The 12,814-nt window shown below is 69.8% G+C and carries 12 protein-coding genes; 9 read left to right on the top strand and 3 right to left on the bottom strand.

Annotated features, from left to right (window positions below; genetic code table 11):
- The first annotated feature begins 30 nt into the window (after positions 1-30).
- The 9 genes from RN743_RS10890 to RN743_RS10850 all read left to right on the top strand — a co-directional run bounded on the left by RN743_RS10890 (position 31) and on the right by RN743_RS10850 (position 9,865).
- Complete coding sequence (locus RN743_RS10890) at positions 31-804, top strand: MBL fold metallo-hydrolase (protein WP_310779808.1); 774 nt, start codon at positions 31-33, stop codon at positions 802-804.
- Positions 801-2,615, top strand: coding sequence for a translation elongation factor 4 (gene lepA / locus RN743_RS10885; protein ID WP_310779806.1), 1,815 nt, complete (start codon positions 801-803; stop codon positions 2,613-2,615). Before RN743_RS10890 ends, lepA begins: the two co-directional genes overlap by 4 nt.
- A gap of 63 nt (positions 2,616-2,678) precedes the next feature.
- Positions 2,679-3,671 carry an ROK family protein gene (locus RN743_RS10880; protein ID WP_310779804.1) on the top strand — a complete coding sequence of 331 codons (993 nt, stop codon included), beginning with the start codon at positions 2,679-2,681 and terminating at the stop codon, positions 3,669-3,671.
- A gap of 6 nt (positions 3,672-3,677) precedes the next feature.
- A complete protein-coding gene (locus RN743_RS10875) occupies positions 3,678-4,703 on the top strand; it encodes a carbohydrate kinase family protein (protein WP_310779802.1) in 1,026 nt (341 codons plus the stop codon).
- Positions 4,700-5,602 (top strand): hypothetical protein, encoded by a 903-nt coding sequence (locus tag RN743_RS10870; RefSeq protein WP_310779801.1) that lies wholly within the window; start codon positions 4,700-4,702, stop codon positions 5,600-5,602. Before RN743_RS10875 ends, RN743_RS10870 begins: the two co-directional genes overlap by 4 nt.
- Positions 5,603-5,606: 4 nt before the next feature.
- Positions 5,607-6,182 carry a hypothetical protein gene (locus tag RN743_RS10865; protein WP_310779798.1) on the top strand — a complete coding sequence of 192 codons (576 nt, stop codon included), beginning with the start codon at positions 5,607-5,609 and terminating at the stop codon, positions 6,180-6,182.
- Positions 6,179-8,578 carry a penicillin acylase family protein gene (locus tag RN743_RS10860; RefSeq protein WP_310779797.1) on the top strand — a complete coding sequence of 800 codons (2,400 nt, stop codon included), beginning with the start codon at positions 6,179-6,181 and terminating at the stop codon, positions 8,576-8,578. Before RN743_RS10865 ends, RN743_RS10860 begins: the two co-directional genes overlap by 4 nt.
- A 106-nt stretch (positions 8,579-8,684) precedes the next feature.
- Positions 8,685-8,936 (top strand): NifU family protein, encoded by a 252-nt coding sequence (locus RN743_RS10855; RefSeq protein ID WP_310779795.1) that lies wholly within the window; start codon positions 8,685-8,687, stop codon positions 8,934-8,936.
- Between the two features lie 14 nt (positions 8,937-8,950).
- A complete protein-coding gene (locus tag RN743_RS10850) occupies positions 8,951-9,865 on the top strand; it encodes an Mrp/NBP35 family ATP-binding protein (protein ID WP_310779793.1) in 915 nt (304 codons plus the stop codon).
- Here RN743_RS10850 and RN743_RS10845 read toward each other — a convergent pair.
- Genes RN743_RS10845 through RN743_RS10835 form a run of 3 tightly spaced genes read right to left on the bottom strand, consistent with a single transcriptional unit; the run spans position 9,862 to position 12,795 of the window.
- On the bottom strand, positions 9,862-10,809 hold the full coding sequence (locus RN743_RS10845) for a hypothetical protein (protein WP_310779791.1): 948 nt from the start codon (positions 10,807-10,809) through the stop codon (positions 9,862-9,864). The genes RN743_RS10850 and RN743_RS10845 overlap by 4 nt on opposite strands.
- On the bottom strand, positions 10,802-12,403 hold the full coding sequence (locus RN743_RS10840) for a hypothetical protein (protein WP_310779789.1): 1,602 nt from the start codon (positions 12,401-12,403) through the stop codon (positions 10,802-10,804). The genes RN743_RS10845 and RN743_RS10840 overlap by 8 nt, the downstream gene beginning before the upstream one ends.
- Positions 12,400-12,795 (bottom strand): hypothetical protein, encoded by a 396-nt coding sequence (locus RN743_RS10835; protein ID WP_310779787.1) that lies wholly within the window; start codon positions 12,793-12,795, stop codon positions 12,400-12,402. Before RN743_RS10835 ends, RN743_RS10840 begins: the two co-directional genes overlap by 4 nt.
- Positions 12,796-12,814 lie beyond the last annotated feature (19 nt).

Genomic DNA, 12,814 nt, shown 5'->3' with positions numbered 1-12,814 from the left:
CGCCACTGATCCGCCACTGACGCCCGTCCCGTGAGAGTCCGTTTTCTCGGCACCGGCACTTCCTTCGGGGTTCCGGTGATCGGCTGCGACTGCGCGACGTGCCGCTCGCCGGACCCCAGGGACCGGCGCACGCGCCACGGACTCCTCATCGAGACGGGCGGGACCCGTCTCCTGGTGGACACGCCACCTGAACTCCGGCTTCAGCTGCTGAAGGCAGGCATCGCGCGGCTGGACGCCGTCTTTCTGTCGCATGAGCACGCGGACCATACGCACGGAATCGACGATCTGCGGGTCTTTTCGCTGCGGCAGCGCCGGCCCATCCCGTTGTACGTGGCGCGCGAGTTCGATGCCGGGATCCGGAGGCGCTTCTCCTACATCTGGGGCGACGCCCGTCCCCAGCCCGGATCCGCGGTGCCCCGACTCGATCTGACGCTCTTCGACGACCGCGACATCATCGAGCCCGGCGGACTCGCGCTGCAGGTCGTTGCGCTCCCGCACGGAGCGTACCGCAGCTACGGGTTCCGCCTCGGCGGTCTCGGCGTCCTGATCGACGCGAAGTCCGTGCCCGAGGACGCGATGGAGGTGTTCGCCGGCGTGGACGTCCTCGTCACGAACGCGCTCTGGTTCGGCGACCCGCACCCCGGACACTTCTCGATGGAGGAGGCTGTGGCGACGGCACGTCGACTCGGGGCGGCCCGCACCTACATCACGCACATCGCGCACAGGACGACACACGAGGAGATCGAGCGGCGCCTCCCGGCCGGCGTGGCGCCCGCGTACGACGGATTGGTGGTGGAGCTGTGACCCCGCCCCCGGGCACCGGACGCATCCGGAACTTCTCCATCATCGCGCACATCGACCACGGGAAGTCGACGCTGGCCGACCGGCTGCTCGAGCGTACCGGCGCCGTGGATGCGCGCCGCATGCGGAAGCAGGTCCTCGACTCGATGGAACTCGAGCGGGAACGCGGGATCACGATCAAGCTCAACGCGATTCGCATGGCCTACGGCTACCGGGACGGGGTCGAGTATCAGCTCAACCTCATCGACACCCCGGGGCACGTCGACTTCGCCTACGAAGTGAGCCGGAGTCTCGCCGCGTGCGAGGGTGCCCTCCTCGTCGTCGACGCCACGCAGGGCATCGAGGCGCAGACGCTCGCGAACCTCTTCCTCGCGCTGGAGGCGGACCTCGAGGTCGTCCCCGTCATCAACAAGATCGATCTCCCCGCCGCCGACCCGGAACGCGTGGCGGCGGAGATATCGGAGCTGCTCGGCGTGGATCCCGCCTCGACGATCCATACCTCCGCGAAGGAAGGGGCGGGGGTCGACGCGGTTCTCGACGCCATCGTCGAGCGCGTCCCGGCTCCGCGCGGGGACCCCGAGGCTCCGCTGCGGGCGCTGATCTTCGACTCGCAGTACGACCGCTATCGCGGTGCGATGCCCATGCTGCGCGTCGTGGACGGCGAACTGCGCGAGGGCATGCGCATCGGGTTCGGACGCCACGACGCGGTCTATGAGGTCGACGAGGTCGGCTTCATGCGTCTCGGGTTCGAGCGTACCGGCGTCCTGCGTTGCGGCGAGGTCGGGTACCTTACGGCCCAGATAAAGAACGTGGGCCATACGCGCGTCGGCGACACGGTGCTGGACGCCCGAGACCGCGCCGCGGAGGTTCTCCCCGGCTACCGGGAAGCGAAGCCGATGGTCTTCGCCGGCCTCTATCCGACGGACTCCGACCAGTTCGAGGAACTCCGCGAGGCCCTCGAAAAGCTCCAGTTGAACGACGCCAGCCTCCACTACGAGCCGGAGACCTCGGGCGCGCTCGGCTTCGGGTTCCGCTGCGGCTTTCTGGGCCTCCTCCACCTGGAGATCGTGCAGGAGAGACTCGACCGCGAGTTCGGCGTCGACCTCATCACGACGCTGCCCAGCGTGGAGTACCAGGTGACGCTCACGAACGACGACGAGATCCAGCTCGAAAACCCGTCGAAGATGCCGGACCGCGTCCACATCAGCGAAGTGCGGGAGCCCTTCGTCCGGGTTCGCGTCGTGTCGCCGGCCGACTACATCGGCGCGATCCAGAAGATCTGCCACGACCGGCGCGGGAAGTATGTCGACCTTCAGTACCTGGATCCCACCCGGGTCGAAATCTCGTATTCGATGCCCCTCGGCGAGATCGTGCTCGACTTCTACGACAAGCTGAAGTCCGTCTCTCGCGGCTACGCTTCGCTCGACTACGAAGTGACGGGCCACGAGCGCTCGGACCTGGTGAAGCTGGATATCCTGCTCAACGGGGCGCCTGTGGACGCGCTGAGCGTCATCGTGCACCGGAGCCGGGCCTACGACTTCGGGCAGAAAATGGCCCGCAAGCTGAAGGAACTCATCCCGCGGCAACTCTTCGATGTGGCGATCCAGGCCGCGATCGGACGGGACGTGATCGCCAGGACGACGGTGAAGGCGCTGCGCAAGAACGTGACCGCCAAGTGCTACGGAGGCGACATCACGCGGAAGCGGAAGCTCCTCGAGAAGCAGAGGGAGGGGAAGCGGCGCATGAAGCAGGTCGGCAGCGTCGAGATCCCCCAGGAGGCCTTTCTCGCCGTCCTGCAGGTCGAAAGCGACTAGTGTTATGATTCCCGGAAGTGCGGTCGGCGGCGGGTAGTCCCACCAGCGAGACGCGGGCAGGGTGTGAGCGGAAGAAAGCACGTCATCGGTGTCGATCTGGGGGGGACCACCATCAACGTCGGCGCCGTCCCGGTGGACGGCGGTACCGTGCTTGGTATGCGTACGCTGCCGACGGACGCCCACATCGGCGCCAAATTCGTCGTGGACCGGATCGTATCGATGATCCGCGACGTGATGCGCGACGCCGCGCGCGAGGGCGGATTCGGGGAGGACGCGATCGTCGGGGTCGGGATGGGGGCGCCCGGGCCGCTGGACCGCGAGACGGGGACCGTGATCGAGACGCCGAATCTCGGGTGGCGGAACTTCCCGCTCCGCGACCTGATCGTGAAGGGGACGGGACTCGAGGCCGAACTCGACAACGACGCGAACGCCGCCACGCTCGGGGAGTGGTGGCGGGGCGCCGGACGCGGGGTCGACAACCTCGTGGGCATCACGCTTGGAACGGGGATCGGCGGCGGCATCGTACTCGGCGGCGAACTCTACCACGGGGCCTCGGATGCGGCTGCGGAGATCGGACACATGACGATCGACTCCACGGGGCGGAAGTGTGCGTGCGGCAGCTACGGTTGCCTCGAAGCCTACGCCTCCGGGCCCGCGATCGCGGCCCGCGCCGTGGAGGGATTGGAGGCGGGCGCCGAGAGCATGCTCCTGGATCTCGTGGACGGCGACCTGCGGGCCGTGACGGCCGAAGTCGTATCGGATGCCATCGTGGCGGGCGACCAGTACGCCGCCGACGTGATGCGGGAGACGGCCGGGTATCTCGGGACCGGCCTCGCGAACCTCATCAATATTCTCAACCCGGAGATGATCGTGGTTTCCGGGGGTGTGACGCGCGCGGGCAAGCACCTCTTCGATCCCCTGCGCCGCGAGGTCCGGAAGCGGGCGCTGCAGCCGGCGGCCGAGGCGTGCCGGATCGTGCGCACCGAACTCGGTGGCCTGGCGGGAGTCATCGGCGCGGCTGCGGTGTTCCGCGTTGCGCGGCTCGGACCCCTCTGAGCCGCGATGCCGCGGCTCGGCGTCGTGGGGACGATGGTATGGGATACGATCCGCGCACGGGACGTCGGTCGGGACGGACCGGTCGAGGAATGGGGAGGGATCGCCTACGCGCTGGCCGCGGCCGATGCCGCCGTGGCGGCGGCCGGGGAAGGCTGGACCCTGTTTCCGATTCTCAAGGTCGGGAAGGACATGCGCGAGGCGGCGGATCTCTTCCTCGGGGGGCTCGAGCGCGTCGATTCCTTCGACGGCGTGTGGACCGTCACGGAGCCGAACAACCGCGTCGAACTCGTTTACCTGGACGATGCACGGCGCTCCGAGAGGCTTACCGGCGGGGTGCCGGGCTGGACCCGCGAGGAACTCCTGCCTCTCGCACGCTCGTGCGACGCGATCTACGTGAACTTCATCGCGGGCTGGGAAGTTGATCTCCCGGCCGCCGCGGCCCTCCGGACGGCGGCGGGGGGGCCCGTCTACGCGGACCTGCACTCGTTGATGCTCGGCGTGGGGCTGGACGGCGTGCGCTCTCCGCGTCCGCTTGAAGACTGGCGCGCCTGGCTTTCCTGTTTCGATGTCGTGCAACTCAACGAGGAGGAACTCCGCACGCTGGCGGCAGGCTGGGAAGATCCCTGGGCGCTTGCCGCCGACGTCGTAGGTCCGGTCACGCGCGGCCTCCTCGTCACGCTCGGCGAGCGCGGCGCTGCCTGGGTCGCGACCCGCAGCTTCTGGAAGGCGCCGACGGAGCCGCGCCCGGCGCCCGGCGCCGTAGCGCCCGCGGAAGCGCTCGTGAGCGGAAAGGTGGAGCCCGAGGCTCCGGTATCGGGGGGCGACCCGACGGGCTGCGGCGACGTGTGGGGGGCGACCTGCTTCGTGACGATGCTGACCGGCGAGAATCTTGAGTCGTCCGTCAAGGCTGCGACGCGGGCGGCGCAACGGAACGCCGGATTCCGCGGCGCATCCGGGCTCGGCGAATACCTGCGCTCCGCGACCGGCGTCCTGACCGGCGGGGCGGGAAGCCGGCCGCGGGGTGCTGCGTGAGCCGGGTCGTTCGCGTCCCCGAACGTCTGGATGAGTCCTCATTCGAGACGCTGGTCCGGCGCGTCCGCTCGGAGGGCAATCCGAAGGCGCGTCTCCTGCTCGATGCCCGCTCCGTCGGCTGGGTCTCCCCGTACGGGCTCATCGGCCTGCTGGCGGTCGGTCAGGAGGCCCGCCTGCGCACGGGACTGCCTCCGCTGATCGAGCCTCCCCGCGATACCGAGGTCCGCTCGTACATCAACCGCATGCGCTTCTGGCCCGCCGCGGCCCAGGTGTTCGACCTGAAGCGGCTGCCGAGGCCGTCTCTCGAGATCTCCGACGCACTCATCGAAGTCACGACGATCCGCTCCCACGAGGACGTCCATTCGGTCGTGGAGGGTGTGCGGGACCGCGCCCAGCGCATCCTGCACGACCGGCTCGGCTACCCGCGGCCGGCCGTGATCCACTTCTCCGTCATGTTGTCGGAGGTGTGCCAGAACATCCTCGAACACGCCGATTCGATCGGCTGGGTGTGTGCGCAGCGGTATCGGTGGCGGCGGCGTCTCGGCCGCGACGTCGTCGTGCTCGCCGTGATGGATGTGGGTGTCGGCTTCGAGGGCTCCCTGGGCGCCGAGCACGCGCGCCGGTACGGAGAGCGATGGTCGGCGGCCGCGGCGCTGGAGGCGGCCTTCCTGCACGGCGAATCGCGCTTCCCCGATCCCGGTCGCGGCCAGGGCCTGCAGGCGATCCGAAGCCAGATCATCAGGTGGAACGGCGCCATCCGCATCCGAAGCGGCGATGCGAGCATCGCCCGGGTGCCGGACTGGGACGAAGGCGAGCCCCTCAGCACGGATCTGCCCCGTTTTCCCGGCGCCCAGGTGCTGATCGTCCTGCCCGAGCGGGTCGAGGGGGAAGGATCGTGATCGCGTGAGGCCGGCCGTCGCTCACACGACGCTGTTCAGCTACCTCGTGACGCGCCCCACCGGGCGGACGGTGAGGGCGACGGTCGAACGGCAGATCGCCGACGCGGACCGCACGGTCCTCGCGGTCCTCGACCTGCGCCACGTCCCCGTGATCGATTTCTCGTGCGCGGACGAGATCGTCGCGAAGCTCGTCCTGCTCGCGTCCGACGCCTCCACGCGCCGGTCCTTCATCCTCTTTCGCGGGATCGCGGAGCACCACCTCGGACCCATCGACTCGGTCCTCCGCCACCGTGGGCTTGCCGCCGCCGCCGAGAGTGCCGACGGGGAACCGTTGCTGATGGGCGCGCTGGATCCCGGCGCCACCGCGGTGTGGCGCGAGGTCTGGAGTCTCGGCCGCACGGGCGCGTCTCCGCTCGCCGACCGGCTCGAACTTCCCCTCGACCGGGTATGCGGGCTGCTCGACGATCTCGTCGCCAGGGCCCTCGTGATTCGAGACGGCGAACGCTACGTCTCGCTTCGCCACGCCCTGCTCGACGCGGGACCTCTGTCTCCCGCTCACACGGACCGTCCGGACCCATGAGCCTTCGGCGCCGCGCGGGCGTCGTGCTGGCGGCGGGCCTTGCGATCGTCGGCGTGCTCACGACGCTTGCCTGGTTCCACCTGCAACGATCCATGCAGCCGAGATCCGGCCGGCATGTCCTCCCAGGCCTGACGGCGCCCGTAGCGGTGACGTTCGATGAGTGGGCGATCCCCTCCATCGCGGCCGGGACCGAACTCGACGCTGTGCGCGTTCAGGGGTTCATCCACGCCTCCGAACGGTTGTGGCAGATGGAGCTCTTCCAGCGCGTCGCGCGGGGGCGCCTGGCCGAACTCTTCGGCCCGGCCGTCCTCGACGCAGACCGCCTCATGCGTACGCTGGACCTCTGGTCGGCGGCGGGCCGCGAGCTCGACGACGTGTCGGAGACGGAGCGGGCTCTCCTCGAGGCATACGCGGAGGGCGTCAACGCCCGCATCGCGAGCTGGCGGGGACCCTGGCCCCCGGAATTCCTCATCCTCGGCATCGAGCCGCAGCCGTGGAGTCCGCGCGCGTCCGTCTCGATCGGTCGCATCATGTCGCTGGACCTCTCCGACTGGCGGGAGGAACTGGACCGGATGACCGCGCTCGCCACGCTCGACGCGGATCACCGGCGGGCGCTGGGGGCCGGATACCCCGCCTGGGGGCCCACCATCCTTCAGGACACGCTCCCGTCCGATACTCCACCGCCTCGCATGGCATTCGCGGAGACGCCGATTCCTGCGGGTCCGAAACCCGCGACTTCGTCCCCCGACCCTCTGACGTATCTCTCCCGTTTCGGCTTCCACGCCTCGAACTCGTGGGCGCTGGCGGGATCGCGCACCGCGGATGGCGCTCCACTGCTCGCGAACGACATGCACCTCGCCCTCAGGGCACCCTCCACCTGGTACCTGAACTCCATCGCGGCCGAGGATTCGGACCTCGCCGTCGCGGGGCTCTCGATCCCGGGAACCCCCGGCGTCATCGTCGGACTCAACCGGAATGTCGCATGGTCGTTCACGAACGCGGAGGTGGATGACGCGGACTTTGTCGTCGAGGGCATCAACCTCGACGGGTCGATGTATCGCGACTCCGATGACTGGCGGCCCTTCGAGGCCCGGACGGAGGAGATCTTCGTGCGGGGGCGTGCCGAGCCGGAGACCTGGGTCGTACGATCGACCGTGCGCGGCCCGGTGATCACGGACGTCGTACCGGCCGGGGGACTCACGCTGTCGCTGCTGTGGACGGGACTCGAACCCGGGGGCCCGTTCGCGGCCCTTCTCGAGATGAACCGGGCCGCCGACGCGGACGCGTTCGTGGAGGCGGTGGCGCGCTTTCGTTCGCCTCACCAGAACGTGATCCATGCGGCGTCGAGCGGAGAGATCGGCTACCGCATGGCGGGGTCCGTGCCCCTGCGCGGGGCTGGAGAGGGCGCCTCTCCGATCTCCTTCGAGCGCCTGCCCGGGGGCTGGCCGGGCTTCTGGCCGCCGGAAGCGATGCCGGCGCTGCGAGATCCGGAACGCGGATACCTCGTCAGCGCGAACAATCTCCAGGCGAGAGCCCTGTTCGGACGCGTGGGCGTCTACTATCCGCCGCCGTTCCGTGCCCGGCGCATCGATGACCTCGTGTCTCGCGCGTCCGGCTGGACGGTGGAGGATATGCGCGAGACGCAACTGGACAGCCACAGCCTCTGGGCCGAGCGCTACCGGCCGCGCGCCGTGCGAGCCGCGCGCCGCGCGGGCCTCGATTCACTCGCGCACCTGCTGGAGCGCTGGGATCTGCGAACCGAAACGGAGTCCCGGGGCGCGGCACCCTTCTTCACCTGGCTCTACCGCCTTCGCGAACTCATCGTCGCCGACGAGTACGACGGGGGCGAGGGGTGGTTCCCCGATCTCGCGTTCATGGAGATCGTCGATACCCGGGACAGCGCCTGGATCGACGATGCGCGCACGCCCGGGGTCGAGCGTCTCGAGACGCTGGAGGAAGAGGCGGCCCGCACCGCGGTGGCCGTATCCGGGAGCGCGTGGGGAGAGGTCCATCGCGAGCGGTCGGCGCACCCGCTCGGGACGGTGCCGTGGCTCGACCGCCTGTTCGGTTTCCACGTCGGACCCTATCCGTCGCGCGGCGGGCCCCATACGGTTCGCCCCGACGCTCCATCGCTGAGATCGCGTCTCGACTCCACCGCGTGGAGGTGGCCGGTCGTGAGCGAGGCGGGCCCCAGCTCGAGATTCGTCGCTCGCGCCGCGCCCTCGGACATGGCGGGCTACTTCCTGCTCCCCACGGGTCAGGCCGGGAACCCGCTTGATCCGCACTATCGAGACATGGGTGCCGTGTGGACCGGGAGTCCGCTCATCGAACTCCGCCCGGGCCGTCCGCCCGCAAGGGTGGAAAGCGAGCTCCATTTCGTGCCCGGCGCTCGTTGACCGCCGGACGGTGGAATCCTACCTTTCTCAAGCCCTACGGATGTCGACTTTGACGCGTCCGCGGGGCACGGAAGCGCTCCCCGACCCGCGCCAGGATCCAGACGATTTGAGCACCGCCACCGTTGAGAGCACACTCGACGAGATCGAGAGAGTCCTCGACGACATCCGTCCCGCGGTGCGCTCGGATGGAGGGGACATTCAGCTCGTTTCGTTCGACCCGGAGAACGGACGCGTCGCTGTCCGGCTCGTCGGCGCCTGCTACGACTGTCCCATGTCGACCGCCACGCTTCGCGCCGGGATCGAGCAGCACCTCTGCCACGCTCTCCCAGCGGTCCATTCCGTCGAGGCCGTCGCGTAGTCGAGCGCCAACCCGTGTCCGACACACCGACCCCCGGCCCCCGGCCGCTTCCGATCATGGACCCCGCGCCCAAACGTCCCGGGCCGCCGCCCAGGGGGGACGACCGGGAAGCGGCGAGACGCCACCCCTCGCAGGCGCCGCCCATGCCGGGCGTGGGTCGCGTCGTCGCGGTGAGTTCGGGTAAGGGCGGCGTCGGAAAGTCCACCATCTCGACGAATCTTGCCGCGACCTGGACCCGAGAGGGTCATCGCGTCGGACTGCTCGACGCCGACATCTACGGCCCGGACATCCCGACGATGTTCGGCATCCAGGAGAAGCCCCGGATCGATCGCGAAGAGGTCGTGCCCCTGGTGGCGCACGGGGTAAAGCTCATGAGCATCGGCTTCCTCATCGAGGAGGACGCTCCGGCGATCTGGCGCGGGCCCATCATCATGGGGGTCATCCGCCAGTTTCTCCAGCAGGTCGCATGGGGGGAACTCGACTACCTGGTGATCGATCTGCCGCCGGGGACGGGCGACGCGCAGTTGTCGCTGTGCCAACTCGTGCGCGTGGACGGAGCGGTCATGGTGACCACGCCGCAGGATGTGGCGGTCGGGGGCGTGCTGCGCGGGATCCGGATGTTCGAGAAGCTCCAGGTACCGGTCCTCGGCATCGTCGAGAACATGCGTGGCTTCGCATGTCCCGGGTGCGGCGAGACGCACGACATTTTCGGCGCCGGGGGCGGCGAGCGGCTCGCCGGCTCGATCGACCTGCCCTTCCTGGGTGCCGTGCCGCTCGGCGTGGCCGTTCGCGAGGAGAGCGATCGAGGGGTCCCGACGTCGATCGGAAGACCGGCCGCACCCGAAGCCCGGGCCTTCGCGCGCATCGCATCCGCAACCGTCACCCGGCTCGAGGCGGTGGAAGCCTCACGCGAGGAGCCTGACGGCTAGCCGTGCTCCACGGTGACGGAGCCGAGTCCGGCGACCAGCGTGACCTCCAACCGCACGCGTGCCGTCTCCCAGTTGGGACTCAACCAGTAGTCCCCCACCTTCTCGAAGTTCGCCGCGCTCAACGAGGCGAGTCCGCTGCGCCGAACGCGGACGCCGATATGCGCCGGAACCCGCATCACGAGTTCGCCCAGCCCCATCCTGATCTCGGCCTCGGCGCTCGATCGCCACGATCCCGAAAAGTCCAGAACGACATCGCCTACGAAACCGTAGAACTCCAGGCGCCGGAAACGGGCGTTGCCGAGATTCCCGGCCGTGAAGGCTGCGGCGCCCGACTTGATGGACAGCACCTCCAGCGCCGCGCGGTTCTCGCGCGCGAACCCGATCTCCACGTCGCCGGCACCGGTGATGAGTTCAAGTCCCGTAAGGTGGGCGCCGCCGAGGTTGAGACGCGCTCGCCCGGCGCCAATCCCCAGCCGCAGATCCGTGGGCACCGAGGAGTTCAGGGAAAGATCCAGCCTCCCGGCCGCGTCCGCATTGCGAGGAAGATCCTCGAGTTCGAGCTCCAGGTCGCCGAACCGCGTGGCATCGTCGGAATCGCGCCCATCCTCCGGAGTCGAAGACGTTGTCAGCCGAAGGTGCCCCGTTCGCCCCGCACGCCGCCATTCGCGCCGGGGCAGGGAACGTTCGGCGTCGTAACGGAGCCGCACGTCGTAGAGCAGTTGTGTCTCCGAGGCGGATACGTCGAGCCGTCCGCCCGCGTACATCAGTTCGACTTCCAGCGCTTCCAGGTCGCCGAGCGGTCGCGCCGCGCGAAAATCCCGCCACTCCTGCGCCCGGGCCGGCGTCAGCCCACCGCTGAGCGCCAGCGAAACGAGCAGGCCCGGCAGCGTCCACGCGGCAGGCCCCCCGGCTCGGGGGGCCTGGGCCATGCGGGCATCAGGCATCGTCTACGGGGGCGGAGGGCGGATCGGTTCCGGCTCCCGGGGACGCGCCCTCTCCGGTGGCGGTGTCCGCGGACCAGTCGATGACGACGCTCCGTCCGCCGGCCCGCGTGAGCAGCACACCGCCGAAGCCGGCCGTGACGACGACCCACGTGCCGACGCCGGCCACGAAGAGGATCAGTCCGCGCACGAAATCCGCCGCGCCGCCGAACACCCACAGGGCGGCGCCGGCCGCGAAGGGGAGCATCAGAAGCGCGAGTCCGCTGACGACGTAGTAGTAGGAGTTCGAACGGCGGAGTCTCTCCAGCCATTCGGAGCGGAAGCGGCGTCGGGCGAAGATCTCGCCGCCGGCGTGCGCCGCCGCGAGATATCCGAAGAGCCCGGCGAGCCCTGCGGCGAGCAGGAAGAAGGGGATGACCAGCCACGTGATGACCAGCACGGCGAGGACGAGAAGCACGGGAAGGAACAGCACCTCCCCGGCGAGGCCCATCGCGAACGAGCGGGCGAACTCCAGCCGGACCGTGTCCGAGACGGTCTCCAGCCGGCGGCGCCCGACATACACGAGCAGCAGGCCGAAGGCGGCGAGGACCATGAACGCGCAACCGGCGGCGATCACGCCTTCGGCGGCCCGTCCGAAGTTGCGCACGAGACGCGACCCGAGGCCCGGCTGTGCGGGCTGCATCCGCATCGGGGCTTCGAACGACTCGACCCGCCGAAAGGCGGGAGTTTCCGTCGCCGCCCGCGCGGGGGATGCCGGAGGCGCCAGCCGGATGTCGGAGAGGATCTCCCCTTCGACGCCCGACGCACCTTCACCGAAGTCGACCTCGCCCCCCACCTGAAGCACATCGCCTCGTACGCGCGCGGCGCCGTCGAGCACGAGCGCACCGTCCAGCACGAGAACGTCGCCCTCGACCCCCCCGGCGAGCCTCAGCGTGCCGTCGAGAATGGCGACATCTCCCGGGATCGTGGCCTCGGCGAGGACCTCGTAGTCGCCGTGGACGATCATGGCCAGCCGATCCTCGGTGAATTCGCCCGAGTCGCCGAGCCGGCCGAGCGCGTCGCGCAGGCGCTCCAGTTCGCCGGTGACGTCGAAGCCGAGTCCGCCGGGGACGATCTGCATGGGTCCGGGCCGACCGGAGGTCTCCGGTGCCGGCTCGCCCGCCGGAAGGGCGGGCTCCGCGCCGACCGGCGACGGCGCGTCGAGTCCGAGAATCGCGTCGATCCGACCGGCGAGGGCCCGGGCCGCATCCGCGTCGGCGGCCTCCTCCGACGGTGTCATCTCCTCCAGGAACCGTCGGAATTCCACCAGACCGCCGCGCACCGAGGTGGCATCGTCTCCCGCGTATTCGCGGAGGAACTCACGCCAGGCGCTCTCCAGGCCTCCGCGCTCCGCATAGGATCCGATGCCGATGCCGTCCACCTCGACAGCTTCTCCCTCGAAGCGAAGTCGATGCTCGGTCCCGCCCTCCAGTTCGAACCACAACTCGGCCCGGCCGCCGGCGGAGAGCGTGATCGCGGCGTCGGCGATGCCGACCTCCTGCGCGTGAACCGGAAGCGCGACGGCGAGACAGGCGAGGAACGCCAGCGCCCGGGTCATGCGGCCCTCTCGATGCGAACGCGTTGGGGGAGCGGCTGCCGGAAAAGTCTGGCCATGAACCAGAGCGAGGCGAATCCGACAAGACTCGCCAGCGCCAGGCTGCCGAGCGCGGCGGTGGGGCTGATCCGGTCGACGATCGACCCGCCCGCGTCCACGAGTCCGAGACGGTACGCCAAGCGGCCCGCCGCGAGCATGGCGTCGACAAGAACGGTTCGCGCACCGCCGACTACCACGGCGAGAAGCTGACCGGGCGCCAGACCCTGAGCGCCGAACAGCCAGGCCGCCCCGCCGCCCGACACGGCCAGCATGGCCGCTCCCGCCGTGGCCAGCGCCGCCCGCCGCCGCCGCGCGAAGCGCAGGAGGCGTTCGGGCCATGGGACCGGCAGCCGCACGCGGGCCATCACCGCCGAA

Origin of the sequence: Candidatus Palauibacter scopulicola, from assembly GCF_947581915.1 — a bacterium.
Lineage (GTDB): Bacteria > Gemmatimonadota > Gemmatimonadetes > Palauibacterales > Palauibacteraceae > Palauibacter > Palauibacter scopulicola.
This window is presented reverse-complemented; position numbering and strand designations above follow the sequence as displayed.